This window comes from Brevundimonas sp. GW821-FHT09G01, assembly GCF_059416065.1.
Genome location: NZ_JBWKOL010000001.1, coordinates 868,126 through 890,189, shown reverse-complemented (window position 1 = coordinate 890,189; position 22,064 = coordinate 868,126). Strand labels below are relative to the sequence as shown.

The window sequence follows — 22,064 nt, the reverse complement described above, 5'->3', positions numbered from 1 at the left end:
AAAAGCCGTTAGTTTTTGATGGTCACCGGGCGGCGCAGGAAGGCCGGGATATCGGCCTCGCCGAACGGACGGCCGTTGCCGGCGCGCGCGTCGTCCGCCGGAGCGGCCTCGCGGCGGTCGGCGTTGCGGTCCCGATCACGATCCCGGCCACGACCCCGCTCGCGGCGCGGTTCGCGGGGTTCGCGAGGCTCGGCAGCGGGCGCGGCTTCGGCCACGGGCGCGACGGCGTCCGGCGCGGCCTCAGTGACCGGGGCGGCCTCGACCGGCGCATCCACGGCGGGCTTGGCGCCGCGACGGCTGCGGGTGCGGCGGGCGGGCGCGGCCTCTTCGGCGGCGGGCGCGGCGACTTCAGCGGCGGGCTGTTCGACCGCGGCCTCGACCGATGCGTCCTCGGCGCGGGCGCGGGCAGGGCGTTCGCTGCGGGTGCGGCCGCGCTTGTCGCCGCGGCCCCCATCACGACCACTGTCACGACCGCCGTCACGGCGCGGCTGGTCCTTGATGGCGGCGAAGTCGATGCCGTCCAGCGTCAGCTCCTGCGGGTCCATCTTGATCAGCTTGAGCACCTTATCCAGCGACTTGTCGTCGGAGGGGGTGACGATCATGAAGGCCTGGCCCAGCTTGCCGGCGCGGCCGGTGCGGCCGATGCGGTGCACATAGTCGTCGGCGTGGTGCGAGACGTCGTAGTTGAAGACGTGGCTGACATCCGGGATGTCCAGGCCCCGCGCGGCGACGTCGGAGGCCACCAGAATCTTCAGCGCGCCCGAGCGGAAGTCCGCCAGGGTCTTGGTGCGCAGGGACTGGTCCAGATCGCCGTGGATCGGCGCGGCGTCGAAGCCGTGCAGCTTGAGCGACTTGGCGACGATGTCGACTTCCGACTTGCGGTTACAGAAGACGATGCCGTTCTTCACGTCGTCGCGGCCGACCAGGGCGCGCAGGGCGGTGCGCTTGGCCTTGGGATCCGAGGTCGGGATGCGGACGATGTACTGGGTGATGGTGTCGGCGGTCATGGCCGGACGCGAGGCCTCGATCCGGGTCGGATCCTTGAGGAACTGCGTGGTCAGGCGCGTGATCTCGGGCGGCATGGTGGCCGAGAAGAACAGGGTCTGGCGCTTGGGCGGCGTCAGTTTGAAGATCTTCTCGATGTCCGGGATGAAGCCCATGTCCAGCATGCGGTCGGCTTCGTCGACGACCATGATCTCGACGCCGTTCAGCATCATCTTGCCGCGCTCGAACAGGTCGATCAGGCGGCCCGGGGTGGCGATCAGCACGTCCACGCCCTTGTTCAGGGCGGCGACCTGGTCGCCCATCGACACGCCGCCGATCAGCAGCACCCAGTTCAGCTTGGTGCCCTTGGCGTATTTGGCGAAGCTTTCGGCGACCTGGTCGGCCAGCTCGCGGGTCGGGGCCAGCACCAGGGCGCGCGGCATGCGGGCGCGGGCGCGGCCGGACTGCAGCCGGTCGATCAGGGGCAGGGTGAAGGCGGCGGTCTTGCCGGTGCCGGTCTGGGCGATGCCCAGGACGTCGCGGCCGGCGAGGGCCACCGGGATGGCGGCGGCCTGAATGGGGGTGGCGGTCGTATAGCCGGTATGGGCGACCGCTTGCAGGGTCGTGGGCGAGAGGCCCAGTTGCGAGAATTCTGTCATGGGTCCTTGGGACTGTGGAAGGACGCCCCGCGCATCGGGCCGTCGTGCGATGTCTCGGAACCGCCCTGTGCCGTGGGCGAGCGGGCGGCGCGAATTCGCCAGTCCTGTCCCGTAACGTGGGCCGCATATAGAAGCCCCTGCGCGATAGTCAACTATTCGTGTGACGGCGTTCGGGGGTTGGCAGAACCTTACACGATGTTAATGTCCGTCTCGGGAAGGGTCTTTGTGAGGGTATCTGTATGCTGCGTGCGCTAGCCGTGGCGACCGTTGCGGTCGCCTGTCTCGCCGCCGGCCCGGGTCGGGCCGATATGAATTCCGCCTTCGGCAACACCGTCATGTCCCGGTATCCGGACGGCGGCTGGGTCAAGCACTGGTTCAATCCGGACGGCAGCTACGCCGCCCAGTTCTCGGACGGCCGCCGCCTGGCCGCGCGCTGGAGCGTGCAGGGCGAGCGGATCTGCCTGACGAACATGCGCCCCAACATGCTGATCCCGCGCTTCTGCACGGCGCTGATCGAGGCCGATGTCGGCGACACCTGGCAGTCGCGCGATCCGCTGGGCCGCCGCGTCCAGAACGTGCTGCTCGCTGGACGCCAGTAGGGGCGCTCAACCCGCCGCCTGAGGCGCACAGACAAACGGCCGCTCCGGGGGAGCGGCCGTTTTGTTGTCGTCGGTATCGATGGAGAGGGGCGGTGCGCCATCCCTTCAGAGTAGCAGAACCTTGAGCGGATCGACGCGGAGCAAGCTCGACGTGGCGGCTGCGGCGGCTAGTATCCCGTGATGCTCCTCGAATTCCTCCTCGCTGCGGCCCTATCGCAGACGCCGGCTCAGGACAGCATCCGCGACTTTACGATCAGGCGGATGGACTTCGTGCTCTTCCATCAGGAGATCGACCCGGAGAACGTCAGTCGTCTGTCTCGTATCCTCGGCGAGGGGGAGATCCTCGATGTGCAAAGCCCGGGTGGAGACATCTGGGCGACCATCGACATGGCCCGCCTTGTCCGGGAGCGGCGAGCCCGGGTTCGCACCACGGCCGAATGCAGCTCTGGTTGCGCGATCGTGTGGGTGACGGCGCGGGAGAGGATGGTGGACGGGTTCACCGCTATCACCTTCCATGGCAACCCGATCAGTTCGCTGGCGTGGATGCGCGCCAACCCTGGAACGATGCGTGATGAGGAAATCCGGTTTGCCGAATCGAGCGCCGCCGCGCTGACCGCCGTCCTGGATGAGGCCCGAATTCAGCCTTGGCTGTTCCTGTGCGCCAACCGCCTACAGAACCAGGTGCATACGGTACGACCAGACCTGACGCTTCCGACCAGCGAGCGTTTTACGTCCACTGAGGACTACCATCTGGTCTGGTTCCCTCGATCCATTCTCGAAGCCGCGGGGGTTCGTCACCTGGATAGCTATGACGAGCCGAATGCGCGGCAGCGACAGGCGATCGAGACCGAGCAAGGGACACGGCGCGTTCCCAAAAGGATCTACTGGGCCAAGGATGGCGATTGCGACATCGATCGTGAGGCCTCGGCGGGTTAGCGGCGGGCGCTCCGCATGTGGTCAGGCCCGAAACACAAACGGCCGCTCCGAAGGGAGCGGCCGTTTTGTTGTCGTCGGTATCGATGGAGGGGGGCGGTGCGCCATCCCTTCAGAAGAAGGAATGGCGCGAGTGACGGGGCTCGAACCCGCGACCTCCGGCGTGACAGGCCGGCACTCTAACCAACTGAGCTACACCCGCGTTTCCCGACCGAAGCGCTGGTGCGCCGCGGCGAGGGGCGTCGTTTAGGCGGGCTCGCCGGGCGCGTCAAGCACGTCGGATAAGGAAAATCCGGATCAGCGGTTGGCGACCCCCGGACCCGCCACCGCGGCGGCTTCCGGAGGCGCGACGGGGCCCGCCACGCCGCCGTCCGCGGGCAGCTGGGCGGCCACGGCGGGCGGCGGCGGTTCATAGTGGACGCCGACGCCGGGGCCGACCGGCAGGTCGAAGGCGACCCAGGCGGCGACCATGGCCAAGCCGGCGACCAGGAAGGCCCCGGCGTAGGGCAGCATGGTCGACATCAGCGATCCCAGGCCGAATTTCGGGTCCCAGCGCTGGGCGAAGGTCAGAATCAGCGGGAAGTAGCTCATCAGCGGCGTGGCGATGTTGGTGACGGAATCACCCATGCGGTAGGCGGCGGTGGTCATCTCCGGGCTGATGCCCAGCAGCATGAACATGGGCACCACGATGGGCGCCAGCGCGGACCATTTGGCCGAGGCCGAGCCGATGAACAGGTCGAAGAAGCAGGACACCAGGACCACGCTGATGAGCAGCAGCGGGGCGGGCAGGTTGATCTGCTGCAGGCCGGCCGCCGCGTTGATGGCCAGAATCGGTCCCAGCCCCGACCAGTTGAACATGGCTACGAAGTGGGCGGCGAAGAAGGCCAGCACGAGGTAGGGCGCCAGCTGGGAGATGCCCTCGCGCATCATGCGCACCAGGTCGCGATGGTTGGTCACGGTGCGCGAGCCGACGCCAAAGGCCGCGCCGGTGACGAAGAAGGTGACGGCGAAGAAGGCGGCCAGCGACTTGTAGAGCGGGTTGAAACGCTGGGCGGCCTCGGCGTCCGGATCGACGAAGGGCGAGCCGGGCAGGAGGGTGATCAGGGTCCACAGGGCGATCATGCCCAGCACCGTCAGGCCGGCGAAGCGCAGGCCGCGCTTTTCGTCGGCGGTCAGCGGCGTCTTCTCGTCCGCGGCGGGCGCGTTGACGCCGGCGGCGGGCTTCCACGGCCCCAGGCGCGGCTCGATGACCCGATCGGTCAGGAACCAGACGATGGGGGTGAAGACGGCGACGACGCCGATGATGAAGAACCAGTTGCCCGCGATGTTCACCGAATAGGACGGATCGATCAGGTGGGCGGCCGGCTCGGTGATGCCCAGGATTAGGGCGTCGCTGGCGCCGGGGAACAGATTGCCGGCGTAGCCGCCCGAGACGGCCGCGAAGCCGGCGGCGAGACCCGCCAGCGGGTGACGGCCCGCCGCGGCGAAGATGACCGCGGCCAGCGGGATGACCACGACGTAGGAGGCGTCCGAGGCGTGGTGCGAGACCATGCCGGTGATCACCACGATGGGCGTCAGGATGGATTTGGGGGCGTTCAGCAGGGCGCTGCGGATGGCGGTGGAGAACAGTCCGCTGCGCTCCGCGACCGAGGCGCCGTAGATGATGGTGATGACGATGCCCAGCGGCGGGAACTCCGCCAGGGTGCGCGGCATGCCGATGATCAGCCGCTCCAGATTCTCGGGCGCGAGCAGGCTGACCGCCTTCAGGGTGTCGCCGGTGACCGGATTGACCGCCGCCCAGCCCAGGCCCGAGCCGATCAGGCTGAGCACGATCAGCCCGCCGATGAGCCAGAGGAAGAGGAAGACCGGGTCGGGCAGGCGGTTGCCCACCCGTTCGACGGCGTTCAGGACCCGTGCGCCAATGGCCATCCGCGTATCTCCCCCGGATTGTTTCGCGAACTTCCATAGGCGTGAAGCGGCGGTTCGGGACAAGACGCGGGCCCTGCGACATGTCGCCCGCAAATCTGCGAACCGTTCGCAAGAAAAACCTTTCACCATATGGGTTTGAACCCCGGCAGTTCCGGGGCTAGAAAGCGCCGAATCCGCCCCTCCCTCTGTGGCGGACGAGGTCCCTCCGGATGAATGCATTCCTTCTCGAATATCTGCCGATCGTGATCTTTCTCGGGATCGCGGCGGTGCTCGGGCTCGGCTTCATGCTGGCCGCCTGGGTGCTGGCCCCCAAGAACCCCGACTCGGAGAAGCTGTCCGCCTATGAGTGCGGGTTCAACGCGTTCGACGACGCGCGCATGAAGTTCGACGTGCGCTTCTACCTGGTGTCGATCCTCTTCATCATCTTCGACCTGGAAGTGGCCTTCCTGTTCCCGTGGGCGGTGTCGATGTTCGACCTGTCGCACGCGGGCATGATCTTCGCCTTCTGGTCGATGATGGTGTTCCTCGGCGTGCTGACCGTCGGCTTCATCTACGAATGGAAGAAGGGCGCGCTCGAATGGGAGTGACGACCAACAACGTGCCGCTGATCGGCATGGGCAACTCCGGCGCGTCGCCGGTGGGGCCGGGCGCCTCGTCGCCCGTCGCTTTCGGGATGGGCGCGCGCTCGACCGTCGAGGGCTATGACCCGGCGATCCACGACAAATTCTTCGAGGCCGTGAACGCCGAACTGGGCGAGCGGGGCTTCATCACGACCTCGCTGGACGACGTCATCAACTGGGCGCGCACCGGCTCGCTGATGTGGATGACCTTCGGTCTGGCCTGCTGCGCCGTGGAAATGATGCAGGCCTCGATGCCGCGCTTCGACATGGAGCGCTTCGGCATGGCCCCGCGCGCCAGCCCGCGTCAGTCCGACCTGATGATCGTGGCCGGCACCCTGACCAACAAGATGGCTCCGGCCCTGCGCAAGGTCTACGACCAGATGCCGGACCCGCGCTATGTGCTGTCCATGGGCAGCTGCGCCAACGGCGGCGGCTATTATCACTACAGCTACAGCGTTGTTCGTGGTTGTGACCGGGTGGTCCCGGTCGACGCCTATGTGCCGGGCTGCCCGCCGACGGCGGAGGCGCTGCTGTACGGGCTGCTGCAGCTGCAGAAGAAGATCCGCCGCACGGGGACCATCGACCGATGACCTCTCTGGTGAAGCAACAGGAACTCGAGACCGCCCTGACGCCGCTGGGCGCCGAGATGGTGGCCGAGCTGGGCGTGCAGGCGCAGGTGGCCTTCGGCGAGCTGACGCTGGTCGCGGACCGCGAGAAGATCGTCGAGGTCCTGACGGTGCTGAAGGACCGCTTCGGCTTCCAGCAGCTGCTGGATCTGTGCGGCGTGGACTTCCCGGACCGGGAAGAGCGGTTCGAGGTGGTCTATCACCTGCTGTCGCTGACCCGGAACGCGCGCATCCGCGTGAAGGTGACGACGGACGAGGTCCAGCCGGTGCCGAGCGCCGTGTCGGTCTTCCCCTGCGCCGACTGGTTCGAGCGCGAGGCGTTCGACATGTACGGCATGCTGTTCGAGGGCCATCCGGACCTGCGCCGGCTGCTGACCGACTACGGCTTCCAGGGACATCCGCTGCGCAAGGACTTCCCGATGACCGGCTATGTCGAGGTCCGGTACGACGAGGAGCAGAAGCGGGTGGTCTACGAACCCGTCAAGCTGACCCAGGAGTTCCGCAACTTCGACTTCCTGTCGCCGTGGGAAGGCGCTGAGTATCCCGCCCCGGTCCTGCCGGGCGACGAGAAGGTGAAGGGCTGATGGCTGATTCCAACACCATCCCGGCCCCTGTCGGCACCGACGTGTTCGACGACCTGCCGCACGACGGGCGGACCGACCACGCCCGGGCGATGGACGACCGCAAGTTCACCATCAACTTCGGCCCGCAGCACCCGGCCGCGCACGGCGTGCTGCGCCTGGTGCTGGAGCTGGACGGCGAGCTGGTCACCCGCGTCGATCCGCACATCGGCCTGCTGCACCGCGGCACCGAGAAGCTGATGGAGGCGCGCACCTATCTGCAGAACGTGCCGTACCTGGATCGCCTCGACTACGTCGCGCCGATGAACCAGGAGCACGCCTTCTGCCTGGCGATCGAGAAGCTGCTCGGCGTCGAGGTGCCGTACCGCGCCCAGCTGATCCGCGTCCTGTACTCGGAAATCGGCCGCATCCTCTCCCATCTTCTGAACGTGACGACCCAGGCCATGGACGTCGGCGCCCTGACGCCGCCGCTCTGGGGCTTCGAGGAACGCGAGAAGCTGATGGTGTTCTACGAGCGCGCCTGCGGGGCGCGTCTGCACGCCAACTACTTCCGCCCGGGCGGCGTCCACCAGGACCTGCCGAGCGACCTGATCGACGACATCGGCCGCTGGTGCCAGACCTTCCCGGCGGCGCTGAAGGACATCGAGAGCCTCGTCACCGAGAACCGCATCTTCAAGCAGCGCAACGTCGACATCGGCGTGGTGTCGAAGCAGCAGGCGCTGGACTGGGGCTTCACCGGCGTGATGATCCGCGGTTCGGACATTCCGTGGGACCTGCGCAAGTCGCAGCCCTACGAATGCTACGCCGATCTCGAGTTCGACATCGCCGTGGGCAAGAACGGCGACTGCTGGGACCGCTACCTGTGCCGCATCGAGGAGATGAAGCAGTCGGTGCGGATCATGGAGCAGTGCATCCACAAGCTGCGCAACTGTCCCGGCGAGCCGGTGATGATCGAGGACAACAAGATCGTCCCGCCCAAGCGCGGTGAGATGAAGCGCTCGATGGAAGCGCTGATCCACCACTTCAAGCTCTACACCGAGGGCTTCAAGACGCCCGAGGGCGAGGTCTACGCCTCGGTCGAGGCGCCCAAGGGCGAGTTCGGCATCTATCTGGTGTCGGACGGCACCAACAAACCCTATCGCGTGAAGATTTCGGCGCCGGGCTTCCGCTCGCTGCAGGCGATGGACTGGATGAACCGCGGCCACATGCTGGCCGACGTGTCCGCCATCCTCGGTTCGCTCGACATCGTTTTCGGAGAAGTGGACCGATGAGCGTTCGTCGTCTCGCCAAGGAACAGCCGGCCTCGTTCGCCTTCTCGAAGGCGACCAAGGCCAAGTGCGACTGGTGGATCGCCAAATATCCCGAGAACCGTCGTCAATCGGCGGTGATCCCGATCCTGTGGCTGGTCCAGAAGCAGGAGGGCTGGGTGTCCGAGCCCGCCATCCGCGCCATCGCCGAACTGCTGGGCATGCCCTTCATCCGGGTGCTGGAGGTCGCGACCTTCTACACCATGTTCATGCTGGAGCCGGTCGGCTCGGCGGCCCTGATCCAGGTGTGCGGCACCACGCCCTGCATGCTGCGCGGCGCCGGCGACCTGATGGATGTCTGCAAGAAGAAGATCGGGCCGAAGCAGACCCTGAGCGCCGACGGCCGCTTCACCTGGGAAGAGGTCGAGTGCCTGGGCGCCTGCGCCAACGCCCCGATGGCGATGATCAACGACTATTATTTCGAAGACCTGACCGCCGAGAACATGGCGCAGATCATCGACGACTTCGCCGCCGGCAAGAAGCCCAAGCCCGGCTCGCGCGTCGGCCGCGCCAGCTCGGAGCCGGAAGGCGGGGCCCTGACCCTGACCGACGCCAGGCTGTATGACGGCTCGGCGGCCAAGCCGATCAAGAAGCTGCCCAACAGCGATCCGGTGACGGCATGAGCCAGAAGCCGACTCTCAGCCCCCAAGTCGCCTCGGGCCTGTTCATCGCCGCGGGTGCGATGTGGTGCTTGGCTGCCTGGATGGGTAAAGAGGCGGCGTTCTACGGCGTCGGCGCGATGTTCGTGCTTCTCGGGATCGCCAACCTGGCGCGGGCGCGCAGGGGCGGGGCGTCATGAGCCTGCCGGATCTCGACACCGAGGAAGGCCGCGCGGCCTACCGCAAGGAACTGATGGCCGTGGGCCGTCCGTACCGGCTGGGCGGGCTGGCGCTGGTCGTGGCCGGCGCCGGCTACGTCCTGGGCACCCGTTACGCCGGCCTGCCCGCCGACCAGACGCTGACGGTGGTCGCCTTCGGCGCCGTGGCCGCGGGCTGGGTGCTGTTCCTGGCCGGCCGGTTCATGCGCACCCAGCACCACAAGCGCCGCCTGAGGGAGGGCCTGTGATGGCTGAGCAGGATCCCAAGAAGCTGGGGCAGATCTATTTCTGGGTCGGCGTCAGCGATGTCGTGATCGGGGCGGGGCTGGCTTTGGCGAGCCTGACCGGTCTGTTCGGCCCGGGCATGGACGTGCTGGCGATCGTCGGCGGAGTGATGGCGCTGGTTGGCGTCGGCTTCATCGTCTTCGGGCGAAACCAATTGAGCAACGCCGACAGCCGGCGTGGAGATCTGAACTGACCATGGTCGGAATCCTCGAAGACAAGGATCGCATCTTCACCAACCTCTATGGTCTCCAGGATTGGGGCCTCGAGGGCGCGAAGAAACGCGGCGCGTGGAACGCGACGAAGGACATGCTCGACCTGGGTCGGGACTGGATCATCACCAACGTCAAGAACTCGGGCCTGCGCGGACGCGGCGGCGCCGGCTTCTCGACCGGCCTGAAGTGGTCCTTCATGCCCAAGGAGGTGAAGGATCGTCCTCACTACCTGGTGGTCAACGCCGACGAATCCGAGCCTGGGACCGCCAAGGACCGGGAGATCATGCGCCACGATCCGCAGCTGCTGATCGAGGGCTGCCTGATCGCCAGCTTCGCGATGCAGGCGCACGCCTGCTACATCTACCTGCGCGGCGAGTACGTGCTGGAGCGCGAGCGCATGGAGGCGGCGGTCAAGCAGGCCTATGAGGCCAAGCTGATCGGCAAGAACAACGTCCACGGCTGGGACTTCGACGTCTACATCCACCATGGCGCGGGCGCCTACATCTGCGGCGAAGAGACCGCCCTGCTGGAGAGCCTGGAAGGCAAGAAGGGCCAGCCGCGCCTGAAGCCGCCGTTCCCGGCCGGCGCGGGCCTGTACGGCTGCCCGACCACGGTGAACAACGTCGAGTCGATCGCGGTCGTCGGCACCATCCTGCGCCGCGGGGCCGAGTGGTTCGCCGGCTTCGGCCGGCCGAACAACACGGGCACCAAGCTGATGACCATCAGCGGCCACGTGAACCGGCCGTGCAATGTCGAAGAGGCGATGTCGATCCCGCTGAAGCAGCTGCTGGAAGAGCACTGCGGCGGCGTGCGCGGCGGCTGGGACAATCTGAAGGCTGTGATCCCGGGCGGCTCGTCCGTGCCGCTGATCACGCGCGAGATGTCCGAGACGGCGCTGATGGACTTCGACTCCCTGCGCGATATGCGCTCGGGTCTGGGGACCGCGGCGGTCATCGTCATGGACGAGTCGACCGATCTGGTGAAGGCGATCGCCCGCATCAGCTATTTCTACAAGCACGAGAGCTGCGGCCAGTGCACGCCGTGCCGCGAAGGCACCGGCTGGATGTGGCGCGTGCTGGAGCGGATGGCGATCGGCGAGGCCGACCCGTCCGAGATCGACCTGCTGCTGGACGTGGCCGGCCAGGTGGAAGGTCACACCATCTGCGCCCTGGGCGACGCCGCGGCGTGGCCGGTGCAGGGGCTGATCCGCCACTTCCGCCATGAGATCGAGGACCGCATCGCCCAATACCGCAGCCGCCGCGCGAACTTCGCCGGCCATGCGATCGCGGCGGAGTAGGGGAAGATGTCCACGCGTCTTTCAATCCTGATGCTGTCGGCGGCGGCGCTGGTCGCCTGCTCGCCCAAGCCCGCCGAGGCTCCGGCCAAGGCCGAGACCCCCGCGCCTGCGGCTGCTCCCGCCGAGCCGGCCGCCCCGGCTGCTGTGCCCGCGACGTCGGACGTGACGCCCAAGGCCGGTGAAAGCTACTGGACGGTGCGCGCCCGGCTGGTCGCAGCAGGCTTCACGCCCGTGGACACCAATGACGAGGAGTTCACGGTCTGTCCGGACGCGATGCAGCAGCAGCGCGAGATTTCCGTCCGCGAATGCCCCAGCACCGTCGAGGTGCTGCCGGAAGTGAACAGCTGCGCCGGGACCGGTATGGGCAACTGCCTGACCAACTGGCGCAGCCCGGACGGCCGTTTCCTGAAGATCTTCACCGTCGACGGCCCCCAGCCGGGCGTCGTGCAGTCCATCGAATGGTCCAACACCCGCCCCGCGTTCGAAGAGTGAAACACGCTGTCGCGCCTTTGATGCTGATCCTCTCCCTCGCCGCCTGCGGCGAGCGGACGGACGCGCCTGCCGCGACGCCGGCGGAGAAGGTCTCGGCCGTGAACCCCGCGTCGGACGCCGAGGCCAGCGTGCCGGTCGTGCTGACCGCCGCCGACCTGCGCCGCGTCTGTCAGGCCGGTCTGGCCGCGATCCACGGACAGGACCTGTCGGCCATCCAGATCGACGGGCTGGAAGGCCCGGTGGTCAACGCGTCGTGGCGTGCGCCGGTCGACGGCGGACGTCGTCGGGCGCAATGCCGGGTCGACGGCGACATGGTCACCTGGAAGCCGGTCGATGCGAGTAATCCCGAACAAAACCGCTGGATGAACCAGTCCGGCGACCCGGCGGTGCGCTTCGTCCTTGACGGCGACGCCATCACCATCAACACGACGCTCCCGGATGGGAGCACCGCCACGGAACAGTATTCCGTGGCCGCTGAGCAAGAGGCCCGCTGATGCCCGTCGCCAAGGTCAACGGCGTAGAAACCGAGTTCGAGCCCGGGATGACCGTGCTCCAGGTCGCCGAAAAGGCCGGCCATGAGATCCCGCGTTTCTGCTACCACGAGCGCCTGTCCATCGCCGGCAACTGCCGCATGTGCCTGGTCGAGGTGAAGCCCGGACCGCCGAAGCCGCAGGCGTCGTGCGCCCTGCCGGCCGCCGAGGGCCAGGAGATCTTCACCGACACGCCGATGGTGAAGAAGGCCCGCGAAGGGGTGATGGAGTTCCTGCTCATCAACCACCCGCTGGACTGCCCGATCTGCGACCAGGGCGGCGAATGCGACTTGCAGGACCAGGCCGTCGGCTATGGCCGTGACGGCTCGCGCTACGCCGAGAACAAGCGCGCGGTCGAAGAAAAGAACATGGGTCCGACGGTGAAGACCTTCATGACGCGGTGCATCCAGTGCACGCGTTGTGTCCGCTTCATCACCGAAGTCGCCGGCGTGCCGGACATCGGCATGATCTCGCGCGGCGAAGACGCCGAGATCACCACCTATCTGGAAAAGAACATCGACAGCGAGCTGTCGGGCAACGTCAACGACCTGTGCCCGGTGGGCGCCCTGACGCACCGCCCGTGGCAGTACCACTACCGCCCGTGGGAGCTGAAGAAGACCGAGACCATCGACGTCATGGACGCGCTGGGCTCGAACATCCGCGCCGACTTCAAGGGCTCGGAAGTCATGCGCGTGCTGCCGCGCGTGAACGAGGGCATCAACGAGGAATGGCTGTCGGACGTGAGCCGCTACGCCGTCGACGGCCTGCAGCGCCAGCGCCTGGACCGCCCCTATGTGCGTGAGAACGGCCGCCTGCGCGCCGCCTCGTGGGACGAGGCCCTGGGCGTTGTGGCCGCCAAGTTGAACGCCGCCCCGGCCGATCGCATCGGCCTGGTCGGCGGCGACCTGCAGGACGCGGAATCGATGAAGGCGGCGCTGGACCTGTTCCGCGCCTTGGGCTCGGCCCACACCGACTGCCGCCAGGACGGAGCCGCTCTCGGCGTCGGCCCGCGCGAGGGTTGGCTGTTCAATACCGGCCTGCAAGGCATTGAAAACGCGGACGCCGTCCTGATCGTGGGGGCCAACCCGCGCACCGAGGCGCCGCTGCTGAACGCCCGCCTGCGCAAGGGCTGGCTGGCCGGCAAGACCGAGATCGGCCTGATCGGCGAACAGGCCGCCCTGACCTTCGACTACAGCTGGCTGGGCGCCGGCTCCAAGACCCTGGCCAAGCTGCCCAAGGCGGCGATGGACTTCCTGACCAAGGCCGAGCGTCCGGCGATCATCGTCGGCTCGGGCGCCCTGACCGGCGCGAACGGCCCGGCCGTGCTGAACGCCCTGGGCGCGCTGGCCAAGAAGGTCGGCGTGGTCACCGAAGGCTGGAACGGCTTCAACGTCCTGCACACCGCCGCCTCGCGCGTGGGCGGCCTGGACATGGGCTTCGTCCCGGGCGAGGGCGGCAAGACCGTCGCCGAGATGATCAAGCCGGGCGCGCTGGACGTGCTGTTCCTGCTGGGCGCCGACGAGATCGAACTGGGCGGCTCGGACGCCTTCCGCGTCTACCTGGGTTCGCACGGCGACCGGGGAGCCCACGGCGCCGACGTGATCCTGCCGGGCGCCGCCTACACCGAGAAGTCGGGCCTGTATGTGAACACCGAAGGCCGGGTGCAGATGGCTGAACGCGTCGTCTTCCCCAAGGGACAGGCCAAGGAAGACTGGGCCGTCCTGCGCGCCCTGTCGGCCCTGGTCGGCCAGACCCTGCCGTACGACACGCTGGACGCGCTGCGCGCCAAGCTGATGGCGGACCATCCGACCTTCGGCCGCATCGACTACCTGCCGACGCCGGCGTCGTTCGACGTGGCGGCGCTGGGCAAGAAGGGCGACCTGGGCGACGTGGCCTTCGCCTCGACGGTGCGCGACCCCTACCTGAACAACCCGATCACGCGCGCCAGCGTGACGATGGCCGAGCTGTCCGCCCAGCGGATCGCCCCGGTCGCGATGGCGGCGGAGTAACCGATGACCGACGTCGTTTCCCCCAAGTCCAAGCCGAACGTCCTGGCGGTGCTGTTCCTGACCGTCGTCGGTCTGGCCGTCGCCGCGGGCCTCGTCGCCCTGGCCGTCTGGGCCTGGGGCCTGATCCCGCCGGCCTTCTGGGCCGGCCCGGTGGGCTGGACCCTGATCACCGCGGGCGGGATCCTGCTGGTCACCGTCGGGATCCTGATCTCGCTGGCCTTCCTGCTGCTGGCCGACCGCAAGATCTGGGCGGGCGTGCAGATGCGCAAAGGCCCCAACGTGGTGGGTCCGTTCGGCCTGCTGCAGTCGTTCGCCGACTTCTTCAAATTCGTGCTGAAGGAAATCGTGGTCCCGGCCGGCGCCGACAAGGTCGTCTTCCTGCTGGCGCCGCTGCTGACCTTCATCCTGGCCTTCATCGCCTGGGCGGCCATTCCGTTCGCGCCGGGCTGGGTCGTCTCCGACCTGAACGTCGGCATCCTGTACATCTTCGCGATCAGCTCGCTGGGCGTGTACGGCATCATCATGGGCGGCTGGGCTTCGAACTCGAAGTATCCGTTCCTCGGCTCGCTGCGGTCCGCCGCGCAGATGGTTTCGTACGAAGTCTCCATCGGCCTGGTGATCATCAACGTCATCCTGCTGGCCGGGACGATGAACCTGACCTCGATCGTCACCCAGCAGCAGGGCATGATCTGGAACTGGTTCGCCTTCGGCGGCGGGGCAGGGACCTGGCCGACGATCCTGGTGATGTTCCCGATGGCGATCATCTTCTTCGTGTCGGCCCTGGCCGAGACCAACCGCCCGCCGTTCGATCTGCCCGAGGCGGAGTCCGAACTGGTGGCTGGCTATCAGGTCGAATACTCCTCGACCCCGTACCTGCTGTTCATGATCGGCGAGTACGCCAACATCGTCTTCATGTGCGCCATGATCAGCCTGCTGTTCTTCGGCGGCTGGAACCCGGGCGTGCCGCAGGACTGGCTGGACGCCCTGCCGGGCTGGCTGGAGCAGGCGGTCTATCTGGTCACCTTCCTGGCCAAGATCGTCTTCTGGTTCTGCATGATCGCGCTGGTGAAGGCCTTCGTGCCCCGCTACCGCTACGATCAGCTGATGCGCCTGGGCTGGAAGATCTTCCTGCCGACCTCGCTGGTCTGCGTGGTCGCCGTCGCCGCCTGGCGCGTGTTCGCGGTGGGTTCATGATCCGCACCCTCGCCCTTTCCGGACTGATGCTGGCGGCGCTGGCCGCCGGCGGCTGCCAGACGGTCTTCAAGCCGATCCAGCCCGAGGTGATCTCGCCGATCGACCGCATGGATCGCGCCGAGGGCGCCCGCCAGCGCGGCGCCCAGACACATCCGGACTGCAGGATCGAGCCTCGTGGCGGAAGCCAGGAGGACCAGCGGCGCCGGCGCGAGGCCTGCGAGCGGATGGAGCGCGGCCAATGATGCGCGTCCTGACCCTTCTCGTGGCCGCGGCCACGCTGACCGCCTGCGCGGGCCAGCCCTACGAACCCCTGCCGGTGTCGCCCCATCAGTGGCAGCAGCGCCAGGAACGCATCCAGCGTCAGGAGGCCGAGCGCCTCCAGCGTTGCGAGGCGATGGATAAACAGAGCGAGCGTTACGCCCGCGAGTGCCCGCGTACCGGAGGCGCGCAATAATGCTGAACCGTCTCGTCCAGGCCGCGAAAGGCGCTCTGCTGCTCGACGCCGTCGGCGCCATCGGCCTGTCGCTGAAGTACATGGCCCGACCCAAGGCCACGGTGAACTATCCGTTCGAGCGCAACCCGCAGTCGCCGCGCTTCCGCGGGGAGCATGCGCTGCGCCGCTATCCGAACGGCGAGGAACGCTGCATCGCCTGCAAGCTGTGCGAAGCCATCTGCCCGGCACAGGCCATCACCATCGAGGCCGAACCGCGCGCCGACGGCAGCCGCCGCACGACCCGCTATGACATCGACATGGTCAAATGCATCTACTGCGGCCTGTGCCAGGAGGCCTGCCCGGTGGACGCCATCGTGGAAGGTCCGAACTCGGAGTTCACGACCGAGACCCGCGAGGAACTGCTCTATGACAAGGATCGCCTGCTGGCGAACGGCGACCGCTGGGAACGGCTGATCGCCAAGAATCTGGAACTCGACGCGCCTTACCGCTAAGGCGCAATCGCTGAACGGGGAGGACGATTCCACCAGGGATCGCCGCCCATAACCGAAAGGGGCTGAGGCCTCCGATGTTGCAAGGCATTGCCTTCTATCTGCTGTCGACGGTGGCCGTCGTGGCCGGCCTTCTGGTCGTCACGGCGAAGAACCCCGTGCACAGCGTGCTGTGGCTGATCCTGGCCTTCTTCTCGTCGGCGGGGCTGTTCGTCCTGCTGGGGGCGGAGTTCCTGGCCATGCTTCTGATCGTGGTCTACGTCGGCGCCGTGGCGGTGCTGTTCCTGTTCGTCGTCATGATGCTGGATGTCGACTTCCTGCGGCTGCGCGAAGGCTTCGCGCAGTATCTGCCGCTGGCGGTGATCGTGGCCGGTGTCCTGCTGGCCGAGATGGTCATGATCTCGCTGACCGTGGTGAACCGCGGCGCCGCCGCGGACGCGGCCTCGCCGATGGTCGCGACGGCGGACGCCTCGAACGTCGAGACGATCGGCCGGGTGCTCTATACGGACTACGTCTACTTCTTCCAGGCCGCGGGCATCGTGCTGCTGATCGCCATGATCGGCGCCATCGTCCTGACCCTGCGCCACAAGCCCCACATCAAGCGCCAGAAGGTCGCCGACCAAGTCGGTCGCGACGCCAAGACGGCCATGGAAGTGAAGTCGGTCACCACCGGCGCGGGCGTCACCCCCGAGGATCTGGTCTGATGGTCGTCACCCTGCAGCACTATCTGGCGGTCGCCGCCATCCTGTTCACCATCGGGGTGTTCGGCATCTTCGTGAACCGCAAGAACGTCATCATCATCCTGATGTCGATCGAGCTGATCCTGCTGGCCGTGAACATCAATTTCGTCGCCTTCTCGAGCTACCTCAACGATGTGTCGGGGCAGATCATGGCCATGTTCGTGCTGACCGTGGCCGCCGCCGAGGCGGCCGTGGGCCTGGCCATCCTGGTGACCTTCTTCCGTAACCGCGGCGACATCGCCGTGGACGACGCCTCGGTCATGAAGGGCTGATCGTGAATATCCAGCTCCTCGTCACTCTCGGGATCTTCGCCCCGCTTCTGGGCGCGACCATCGTCGGCCTGTCGGGCCGCCGACTGGGCAACGTCGTCTCCCAGGCCATCACCACGGGCCTGCTGTTCTTCTCGTGCGTCATCGCCTGGATCGTGTTCAGCCAGTGGACGTGGGGACACCTCGAGCCGTTCACGCTCACCCTCGCGCCCTTCATCCACGTCGGCGACTTCGTCTCCAACTGGTCGATCCGCATCGACGCCCTGTCGGCCACCATGCTGGTGGTCGTGACCAGCGTGTCGTCGCTGGTTCACCTGTACTCCTGGGGCTACATGGCCGAGGACCCGGACAAGCCGCGGTTCTTCGCCTACCTGTCGCTGTTCACCTTCGCCATGCTGGCGCTGGTCACCGCCGCCGACTTCATGCAGCTGTTCTTCGGCTGGGAAGGGGTGGGCCTGGCGTCCTATCTGCTGATCGGCTTCTGGTACAAGAAGCCCACCGCCAGCGCCGCCGCCATCAAGGCCTTCGTGGTCAACCGGGTCGGCGACTTCGGCTTCGCCCTGGGCATCTTCACCGTCTTCTGGATGTTCGGCACGATCCAGTTCGCCGAGTTCTTCCCGATGATCGCCGCCAAGGCCGGCACGGGCTGGGAGTTCCTGGGCCACACCTGGTCGGGGCTCGATCTGGCGGCCTTCCTGCTGTTCATCGGCGCCATGGGCAAGTCGGCCCAGTTCTTCCTGCACACCTGGCTTCCGGACGCGATGGAAGGCCCGACCCCGGTGTCGGCCCTGATCCACGCGGCGACCATGGTCACCGCCGGCGTCTACATGGTCTGCCTGCTGTCGCCGCTGTTCGAGTACGCGCCGACCGCCTCGGCCATCGTCGCCACCATCGGCGCGGTCACGGCCCTGTTCGCCGCGACCGTCGGTCTGGCCCAGAACGACATCAAGCGGGTCATCGCCTATTCGACCTGTTCGCAGCTGGGCTACATGTTCTTCGCCGCGGGCGTGGGCGCCTATGAGGCGGCCATGTTCCACCTGTTCACCCACGCCTTCTTCAAGGCGCTGCTGTTCCTGGGCGCCGGCTCGGTGATCCACGGCATGCACCACGAGCAGGACATGCGGAAGATGGGCGGCCTGTGGAAGCTTCTGCCCGTGACCTATGCGGTCATGACCATCGGCACCATCGCCATCACCGGCCTGGGCATCCCCGGGATCGGCGGCCTGGCCGGCTTCTATTCCAAGGACGCCATTATCGAGAGCGCCTTCGCCGCCGCGGCGTCGGGCCACTCGCCGATCGGCCTGTTCGCCTTCTTCGTCGGCATCTTCGCCGCCGGCCTGACCGCCTACTATTCGTGGCGCCTGGTGTTCATGACCTTCCACAACAAGCCGGTGTGGAAGGACGAGCACCACGACGATCATGCGCACGCGCATGACGACCACGCCTCGCACGCCCAGCTGGAGACCCACTCCGAGCCGGACGCGCATGACGATCACGCTCATGACGACCATGGCCACCACGGCCCGCTGAAGCCGCACGAGAGCCCGTGGATCATGCTGGTTCCGCTGCTGGCCCTGTCGGTCGGCGCCGTGGCCGCCGGTTTCGTCTTCGCGCCCTTCTTCATCGGGCACCACGAGGGCGAGTTCTGGAAGGCCGCGATCTTCTCGGGTCCGCACAACCACGTCCTGCACGACGCCCACTCGGTTCCGACCTGGGTGAAGTGGTCGCCGCTGGTCATGACCCTCGTCGGCACCTTCGCCGCCTTCTGGCTCTATGTCCTCAAGGAGGGCATGGCGCGCCGGATGGCCGATCGTGGCGGCGTGGTTCACGCCTTCCTGTACAACAAGTGGTACTTCGACGAGCTGTACCAGTTCGTGTTCGTCAAGGGCGCCAAGGCGCTGGGCGACTTCTTCTGGAAAATCGGCGACGTGAAGATCATCGACGGAGGAGGGCCGAACGGCTTCGCCTGGCTGTCGCGTAAGTTCGCCGGCGGGCTCGCCCGCTTCCAGTCCGGCTATGTCTACTTCTATGCGTTCGTGATGCTCATCGGTCTCTGCCTGTTCCTGGCCTTCGCCATCTCCGCGTGGGGAGCCTGATCATGCCTCAGATCCCCTACATCCTGAGCGTCGTCACCTTCCTGCCGCTGGTCGGCGCGGGCCTGCTGTTGCTGACCCGCCTGCTGGGCAAGGGCTCGGTGGACAGCGCCGCGCGCTGGATCGCCCTGGTCACCACCCTGGTGACGCTGGCCGTCTCGGTCGTGCTGGTCGCGAACTTCGACCAGTCCAGCGCCGCCTATCAGTTCGTCGAACGCTACGTCTGGTTCGCGGGCGCGCAGTATCACCTGGGCGTGGACGGGATCTCGATCCTGTTCGTCCTGCTGACCGCCTTCCTGATGCCGATCTGCATCCTGGCCAGCTGGAACTCGATCAAGGACCGCGTCAGCGACTATATGATCGCCTTCCTGGTGCTGGAGACGCTGGTCATCGGCGTGTTCACGTCGCTGGACCTGTTCCTGTTCTACATCTTCTTCGAAGGCACCCTGGTCCCGATGTTCATCATCATCGGGGTGTGGGGCGGGGCGAACCGCATCTACGCGGCGTACAAATTCTTCCTGTACACCCTGCTGGGATCGGTCCTGATGTTCCTGGCCATGCTGTGGATGGCGCATACCGCCGGCACCACCAGCATCCCGGCGCTCAAGGAATTCGCCTTCTCGCCGACCGCGCAGCCGATCCTGTGGCTGGCCTTCTTCGCCTCGTTCGCGGTGAAGATGCCGATGTGGCCGGTGCACACCTGGCTGCCCGACGCCCACGTTCAGGCGCCGACGGCGGGCTCGGTCATCCTGGCCGGCATCCTGCTGAAGCTGGGCGGTTACGGGTTCATCCTGTTCAACCTGCCGATGTTCCCGGACGCGTCCAAGATGTTCGCGCCGCTGGTCTTCACCCTGTCGGCCATCGCCATCGTCTACACCTCGCTGGTCGCCTTCCGTCAGACCGACATCAAGAAGCTGATCGCCTATTCATCGGTCGCGCACATGGGCTTCGTGACCATGGGCATCTTCGCCGGCAACGATCAGGGCGTGCAGGGCGCGGTCTTCCAGATGCTGAGCCACGGCCTGATCTCGGGCGCGCTCTTCCTCTGCGTCGGCGTGGTCTATGACCGGATGCACACCCGCGAGATCGCCTTCTACGGCGGTCTGACCAGCCGGATGCCGTGGTTCGCCGCCATCTTCCTGATGTTCACCATGGCCAACGTCGGCCTGCCGGGGACCTCGGGCTTCATCGGCGAGATCCTGACCATGACCGGCGTCTACCAGGTCTCCACCTGGACGGCCCTGTTCGCCGCCTCGGGCGTGATTTTCTCGGCGGTCTACGCCCTGACGCTGTACCGCAACGTCATGTTCGGCGAGATCACCAATCCGAAGCTCAAGGACATCCTGGATATCGACAAGCGCGAGCTTCTGATCTTCACGCCGCTGATCGTCGGCACCCTGCTGCTGGGCGTCCAGCCCGGGCTGGTGCTGGACTACACCAACGCCTCGGTCGGGGCCCTGACGTCCGCCTATCAACTCGCGATCGGTGGCTGAGACCATGATGCCTGATCTGATTTCCGCCCTCCAACTCTCGGCCCCCGAGATCACGCTCGCCGTAGGCGGCCTCGTGCTGCTGATGGTCGGCGCCTTCTCGGGCGAGCGCAGCGCCGGCCTGGTGTCCTGGCTGTCGGTGCTGCTGCTGATCGCCGCCACCGCCGTCACCGTGACGGGTCCGCTGGGCCAGGCGTTCAACGGCGCCTATGTGGCCGATCCGCTGGCCGTCTACGGCAAGGCCGTGATCTTCCTGTCCAGCGCCGCCGCCATCGTCCTGGGCAACGGCTGGATGCACCGGTCCAAGATCGCGCGCTTCGAATTCCCGGTCCTGATCGTGCTGGCCTCGGCCGGCATGGGCATGATGGCCTCTTCGGGCGACCTGATCTCGCTCTACGTCGGCATCGAGCTGCACTCGCTGGCCCTGTATGTGCTGGCCGCCTTCCACCGCGACGACCTGAAGGCGTCCGAGGCGGGCCTGAAGTATTTCGTGCTGGGCGCCCTGTCGTCGGGCCTGCTGCTGTACGGCGCCAGCCTGATCTACGGCTTCACCGGCTCGATGCGGTTCGAGGACATCGCCGCCTACGCCGCGGCCAACCCGTCGACCGGCCTGATCTTCGGCCTGGTGTTCCTGATCTCGGGCCTGGCCTTCAAGGTCTCCGCCGCGCCGTTCCACATGTGGACGCCGGACGTCTACGAAGGCGCCCCGACCCCGGTCGTGTCCCTGTTCGCCACGGCCCCCAAGGTCGCGGCCATGATCCTGATCGCCCGCACCCTGGAAGGCGGCTTCGCCGGCTCACATGACCAGTGGTCGCAGGTGCTGATCCTGATCTCCCTGATCAGCTTCGCGGTGGGCGCCTTCGGCGGCCTGGCGCAGAAGGACCTGCAGCGCCTGCTGGCCTATTCGTCGATCGCCAACATCGGCTACGCCCTGCTGGGCATCGCCGTGGGCACGACCCTGGGCATCCAGGCCATGCTGATGTTCATGACCCTGTACGTCATCGACCAGTTCGGCTTCTTCGCCATCCTGCTGTCGCTGAGCCGCGGCGGCCGTCCGATCCGCAAGATCGCCGACCTGGCGGGCCTGCGGAAGGAGCGTCCGCTGACCACCATCGCGCTGACCGTCCTGTCGCTGTCGGTGCTGGGCATGCCGCCGCTGTCGGGCTTCTGGGCCAAATACTACGTCTTCGGCGCCGCCGCCGAGGCGGGCTACTGGATGGTCGGCGCCGCCGGTCTGGTGGCTTCGGTCGTGGCCGGCTTCTACTATCTGCGCATCATCAAGCTGATGTGGTTCGATCCGGCTCCGGAAGGCACCGCGCCGACCGACGCCGCGCCGGTCGAGGCCCGCACCATCGCCATGGCCTGCGCGGCCTTCAGCTTCCCCGTGGTCATCGTGGCCCTGCCGTGGCTGGTTCCGCTGGCCGCTCGCGCCGCGACGGGCTTCGGGGTCGGATAG

At 67.0% G+C, this 22,064-nt stretch carries 25 protein-coding genes and 1 tRNA gene; 23 read left to right on the top strand and 3 right to left on the bottom strand.

Annotation, left to right across the window (positions count from 1 at the left end; translation table 11 throughout):
* Positions 1 to 8: 8 nt before the first annotated feature.
* Positions 9 to 1,643, bottom strand: coding sequence for a DEAD/DEAH box helicase (locus tag AC07NB_RS04430; protein ID WP_494572158.1), 1,635 nt, complete (start codon positions 1,641 to 1,643; stop codon positions 9 to 11).
* Positions 1,644 to 1,882: 239 nt separating this feature from the next.
* Here AC07NB_RS04430 and AC07NB_RS04425 point away from each other — a divergent pair, with 239 nt between their 5' ends.
* Both AC07NB_RS04425 and AC07NB_RS04420 read left to right on the top strand, forming a co-directional pair.
* A complete protein-coding gene (locus AC07NB_RS04425; protein ID WP_492312940.1) occupies positions 1,883 to 2,242 on the top strand; it encodes a hypothetical protein in 360 nt (119 codons plus the stop codon).
* A gap of 180 nt (positions 2,243 to 2,422) precedes the next feature.
* Positions 2,423 to 3,178 carry a hypothetical protein gene (locus tag AC07NB_RS04420; protein ID WP_494572157.1) on the top strand — a complete coding sequence of 252 codons (756 nt, stop codon included), beginning with the start codon at positions 2,423 to 2,425 and terminating at the stop codon, positions 3,176 to 3,178.
* Positions 3,179 to 3,300: 122 nt separating this feature from the next.
* Here AC07NB_RS04420 and AC07NB_RS04415 read toward each other — a convergent pair.
* A tRNA-Asp gene (locus tag AC07NB_RS04415) sits at positions 3,301 to 3,377 on the bottom strand.
* 95 nt (positions 3,378 to 3,472) lie between these two features.
* Complete coding sequence (locus AC07NB_RS04410; protein ID WP_492312941.1) at positions 3,473 to 5,104, bottom strand: AbgT family transporter; 1,632 nt, start codon at positions 5,102 to 5,104, stop codon at positions 3,473 to 3,475.
* A gap of 209 nt (positions 5,105 to 5,313) precedes the next feature.
* Between AC07NB_RS04410 and AC07NB_RS04405 the strand changes: the two genes are divergently transcribed.
* From AC07NB_RS04405 to nuoN, 21 genes are all read left to right on the top strand, one after another.
* Positions 5,314 to 5,691, top strand: coding sequence for an NADH-quinone oxidoreductase subunit A (locus AC07NB_RS04405; RefSeq protein WP_492312942.1), 378 nt, complete (start codon positions 5,314 to 5,316; stop codon positions 5,689 to 5,691).
* The gene (locus AC07NB_RS04400; RefSeq protein ID WP_492312943.1) at positions 5,661 to 6,314 is read left to right on the top strand and encodes a NuoB/complex I 20 kDa subunit family protein; all 654 of its coding nucleotides are present in this window, start codon (positions 5,661 to 5,663) and stop codon (positions 6,312 to 6,314) included. The genes AC07NB_RS04405 and AC07NB_RS04400 overlap by 31 nt, the downstream gene beginning before the upstream one ends.
* Entirely contained in the window at positions 6,311 to 6,934 is a 624-nt protein-coding gene (locus AC07NB_RS04395) for an NADH-quinone oxidoreductase subunit C (RefSeq protein ID WP_291839439.1), read from the top strand. The genes AC07NB_RS04400 and AC07NB_RS04395 overlap by 4 nt, the downstream gene beginning before the upstream one ends.
* 89 nt (positions 6,935 to 7,023) lie before the next feature.
* Positions 7,024 to 8,202, top strand: coding sequence for an NADH-quinone oxidoreductase subunit D (locus tag AC07NB_RS04390; RefSeq protein WP_291839461.1), 1,179 nt, complete (start codon positions 7,024 to 7,026; stop codon positions 8,200 to 8,202).
* On the top strand, positions 8,199 to 8,861 hold the full coding sequence (gene nuoE, locus AC07NB_RS04385) for an NADH-quinone oxidoreductase subunit NuoE (protein WP_494572156.1): 663 nt from the start codon (positions 8,199 to 8,201) through the stop codon (positions 8,859 to 8,861). The genes AC07NB_RS04390 and nuoE overlap by 4 nt, the downstream gene beginning before the upstream one ends.
* Complete coding sequence (locus AC07NB_RS04380) at positions 8,858 to 9,037, top strand: hypothetical protein (RefSeq protein WP_494572155.1); 180 nt, start codon at positions 8,858 to 8,860, stop codon at positions 9,035 to 9,037. Before nuoE ends, AC07NB_RS04380 begins: the two co-directional genes overlap by 4 nt.
* Positions 9,034 to 9,303 (top strand): hypothetical protein, encoded by a 270-nt coding sequence (locus tag AC07NB_RS04375; RefSeq protein ID WP_492312947.1) that lies wholly within the window; start codon positions 9,034 to 9,036, stop codon positions 9,301 to 9,303. The genes AC07NB_RS04380 and AC07NB_RS04375 overlap by 4 nt, the downstream gene beginning before the upstream one ends.
* Positions 9,303 to 9,533 carry a hypothetical protein gene (locus AC07NB_RS04370; RefSeq protein WP_492833768.1) on the top strand — a complete coding sequence of 77 codons (231 nt, stop codon included), beginning with the start codon at positions 9,303 to 9,305 and terminating at the stop codon, positions 9,531 to 9,533. The genes AC07NB_RS04375 and AC07NB_RS04370 overlap by 1 nt, the downstream gene beginning before the upstream one ends.
* Positions 9,534 to 9,535: 2 nt before the next feature.
* Positions 9,536 to 10,849 carry an NADH-quinone oxidoreductase subunit NuoF gene (nuoF, locus tag AC07NB_RS04365; RefSeq protein ID WP_291839449.1) on the top strand — a complete coding sequence of 438 codons (1,314 nt, stop codon included), beginning with the start codon at positions 9,536 to 9,538 and terminating at the stop codon, positions 10,847 to 10,849.
* A 6-nt stretch (positions 10,850 to 10,855) separates the two neighbouring features.
* Positions 10,856 to 11,341: a hypothetical protein gene (locus AC07NB_RS04360; protein WP_494572154.1), complete on the top strand. Its 486-nt coding sequence runs from the start codon at positions 10,856 to 10,858 to the stop codon at positions 11,339 to 11,341.
* Between the two features lie 20 nt (positions 11,342 to 11,361).
* Complete coding sequence (locus AC07NB_RS04355) at positions 11,362 to 11,835, top strand: hypothetical protein (RefSeq protein ID WP_494572153.1); 474 nt, start codon at positions 11,362 to 11,364, stop codon at positions 11,833 to 11,835.
* Positions 11,835 to 13,880 (top strand): NADH-quinone oxidoreductase subunit NuoG, encoded by a 2,046-nt coding sequence (gene nuoG, locus AC07NB_RS04350; RefSeq protein WP_494572152.1) that lies wholly within the window; start codon positions 11,835 to 11,837, stop codon positions 13,878 to 13,880. Before AC07NB_RS04355 ends, nuoG begins: the two co-directional genes overlap by 1 nt.
* Positions 13,881 to 13,883: 3 nt before the next feature.
* Positions 13,884 to 15,074, top strand: a complete 1,191-nt coding sequence (gene nuoH, locus AC07NB_RS04345) for an NADH-quinone oxidoreductase subunit NuoH (protein ID WP_492312952.1) — start codon at positions 13,884 to 13,886, stop codon at positions 15,072 to 15,074.
* Positions 15,071 to 15,316, top strand: a complete 246-nt coding sequence (locus tag AC07NB_RS04340) for a hypothetical protein (RefSeq protein ID WP_494572151.1) — start codon at positions 15,071 to 15,073, stop codon at positions 15,314 to 15,316. Before nuoH ends, AC07NB_RS04340 begins: the two co-directional genes overlap by 4 nt.
* Entirely contained in the window at positions 15,313 to 15,528 is a 216-nt protein-coding gene (locus tag AC07NB_RS04335) for a hypothetical protein (protein ID WP_492312954.1), read from the top strand. The genes AC07NB_RS04340 and AC07NB_RS04335 overlap by 4 nt, the downstream gene beginning before the upstream one ends.
* Positions 15,528 to 16,019, top strand: coding sequence for an NADH-quinone oxidoreductase subunit NuoI (gene nuoI / locus AC07NB_RS04330; RefSeq protein ID WP_492312955.1), 492 nt, complete (start codon positions 15,528 to 15,530; stop codon positions 16,017 to 16,019). The genes AC07NB_RS04335 and nuoI overlap by 1 nt, the downstream gene beginning before the upstream one ends.
* Positions 16,020 to 16,093: 74 nt before the next feature.
* Entirely contained in the window at positions 16,094 to 16,720 is a 627-nt protein-coding gene (locus AC07NB_RS04325) for an NADH-quinone oxidoreductase subunit J (protein ID WP_291839402.1), read from the top strand.
* The gene (gene nuoK, locus AC07NB_RS04320; RefSeq protein WP_291839400.1) at positions 16,720 to 17,028 is read left to right on the top strand and encodes an NADH-quinone oxidoreductase subunit NuoK; all 309 of its coding nucleotides are present in this window, start codon (positions 16,720 to 16,722) and stop codon (positions 17,026 to 17,028) included. Before AC07NB_RS04325 ends, nuoK begins: the two co-directional genes overlap by 1 nt.
* A gap of 8 nt (positions 17,029 to 17,036) precedes the next feature.
* Positions 17,037 to 19,121, top strand: a complete 2,085-nt coding sequence (nuoL, locus tag AC07NB_RS04315) for an NADH-quinone oxidoreductase subunit L (RefSeq protein WP_492313595.1) — start codon at positions 17,037 to 17,039, stop codon at positions 19,119 to 19,121.
* A 2-nt stretch (positions 19,122 to 19,123) separates the two neighbouring features.
* Entirely contained in the window at positions 19,124 to 20,611 is a 1,488-nt protein-coding gene (locus AC07NB_RS04310; RefSeq protein ID WP_492312957.1) for an NADH-quinone oxidoreductase subunit M, read from the top strand.
* Positions 20,612 to 20,618: 7 nt separating this feature from the next.
* Positions 20,619 to 22,064: an NADH-quinone oxidoreductase subunit NuoN gene (gene nuoN / locus AC07NB_RS04305; RefSeq protein WP_494572150.1), complete on the top strand. Its 1,446-nt coding sequence runs from the start codon at positions 20,619 to 20,621 to the stop codon at positions 22,062 to 22,064.

What these genes read in the sequence shown, in the direction of transcription:
- AC07NB_RS04430 (WP_494572158.1), bottom strand. Translation starts at nt 1,643, where the DNA reads ATGACAGAATTCTCGCAACTGGGCCTCTCGCCCACGACCCTGCAAGCG.
- AC07NB_RS04425 (WP_492312940.1), top strand. Translation starts at nt 1,883, where the DNA reads ATGCTGCGTGCGCTAGCCGTGGCGACCGTTGCGGTCGCCTGTCTCGCC.
- AC07NB_RS04420 (WP_494572157.1), top strand. Translation starts at nt 2,423, where the DNA reads ATGCTCCTCGAATTCCTCCTCGCTGCGGCCCTATCGCAGACGCCGGCT.
- AC07NB_RS04410 (WP_492312941.1), bottom strand. Translation starts at nt 5,104, where the DNA reads ATGGCCATTGGCGCACGGGTCCTGAACGCCGTCGAACGGGTGGGCAAC.
- AC07NB_RS04405 (WP_492312942.1), top strand. Translation starts at nt 5,314, where the DNA reads ATGAATGCATTCCTTCTCGAATATCTGCCGATCGTGATCTTTCTCGGG.
- AC07NB_RS04400 (WP_492312943.1), top strand. Translation starts at nt 5,661, where the DNA reads ATGGAAGAAGGGCGCGCTCGAATGGGAGTGACGACCAACAACGTGCCG.
- AC07NB_RS04395 (WP_291839439.1), top strand. Translation starts at nt 6,311, where the DNA reads ATGACCTCTCTGGTGAAGCAACAGGAACTCGAGACCGCCCTGACGCCG.
- AC07NB_RS04390 (WP_291839461.1), top strand. Translation starts at nt 7,024, where the DNA reads ATGGACGACCGCAAGTTCACCATCAACTTCGGCCCGCAGCACCCGGCC.
- nuoE (WP_494572156.1), top strand. Translation starts at nt 8,199, where the DNA reads ATGAGCGTTCGTCGTCTCGCCAAGGAACAGCCGGCCTCGTTCGCCTTC.
- AC07NB_RS04380 (WP_494572155.1), top strand. Translation starts at nt 8,858, where the DNA reads ATGAGCCAGAAGCCGACTCTCAGCCCCCAAGTCGCCTCGGGCCTGTTC.
- AC07NB_RS04375 (WP_492312947.1), top strand. Translation starts at nt 9,034, where the DNA reads ATGAGCCTGCCGGATCTCGACACCGAGGAAGGCCGCGCGGCCTACCGC.
- AC07NB_RS04370 (WP_492833768.1), top strand. Translation starts at nt 9,303, where the DNA reads ATGGCTGAGCAGGATCCCAAGAAGCTGGGGCAGATCTATTTCTGGGTC.
- nuoF (WP_291839449.1), top strand. Translation starts at nt 9,536, where the DNA reads ATGGTCGGAATCCTCGAAGACAAGGATCGCATCTTCACCAACCTCTAT.
- AC07NB_RS04360 (WP_494572154.1), top strand. Translation starts at nt 10,856, where the DNA reads ATGTCCACGCGTCTTTCAATCCTGATGCTGTCGGCGGCGGCGCTGGTC.
- AC07NB_RS04355 (WP_494572153.1), top strand. Translation starts at nt 11,362, where the DNA reads ATGCTGATCCTCTCCCTCGCCGCCTGCGGCGAGCGGACGGACGCGCCT.
- nuoG (WP_494572152.1), top strand. Translation starts at nt 11,835, where the DNA reads ATGCCCGTCGCCAAGGTCAACGGCGTAGAAACCGAGTTCGAGCCCGGG.
- nuoH (WP_492312952.1), top strand. Translation starts at nt 13,884, where the DNA reads ATGACCGACGTCGTTTCCCCCAAGTCCAAGCCGAACGTCCTGGCGGTG.
- AC07NB_RS04340 (WP_494572151.1), top strand. Translation starts at nt 15,071, where the DNA reads ATGATCCGCACCCTCGCCCTTTCCGGACTGATGCTGGCGGCGCTGGCC.
- AC07NB_RS04335 (WP_492312954.1), top strand. Translation starts at nt 15,313, where the DNA reads ATGATGCGCGTCCTGACCCTTCTCGTGGCCGCGGCCACGCTGACCGCC.
- nuoI (WP_492312955.1), top strand. Translation starts at nt 15,528, where the DNA reads ATGCTGAACCGTCTCGTCCAGGCCGCGAAAGGCGCTCTGCTGCTCGAC.
- AC07NB_RS04325 (WP_291839402.1), top strand. Translation starts at nt 16,094, where the DNA reads ATGTTGCAAGGCATTGCCTTCTATCTGCTGTCGACGGTGGCCGTCGTG.
- nuoK (WP_291839400.1), top strand. Translation starts at nt 16,720, where the DNA reads ATGGTCGTCACCCTGCAGCACTATCTGGCGGTCGCCGCCATCCTGTTC.
- AC07NB_RS04310 (WP_492312957.1), top strand. Translation starts at nt 19,124, where the DNA reads ATGCCTCAGATCCCCTACATCCTGAGCGTCGTCACCTTCCTGCCGCTG.
- nuoN (WP_494572150.1), top strand. Translation starts at nt 20,619, where the DNA reads ATGCCTGATCTGATTTCCGCCCTCCAACTCTCGGCCCCCGAGATCACG.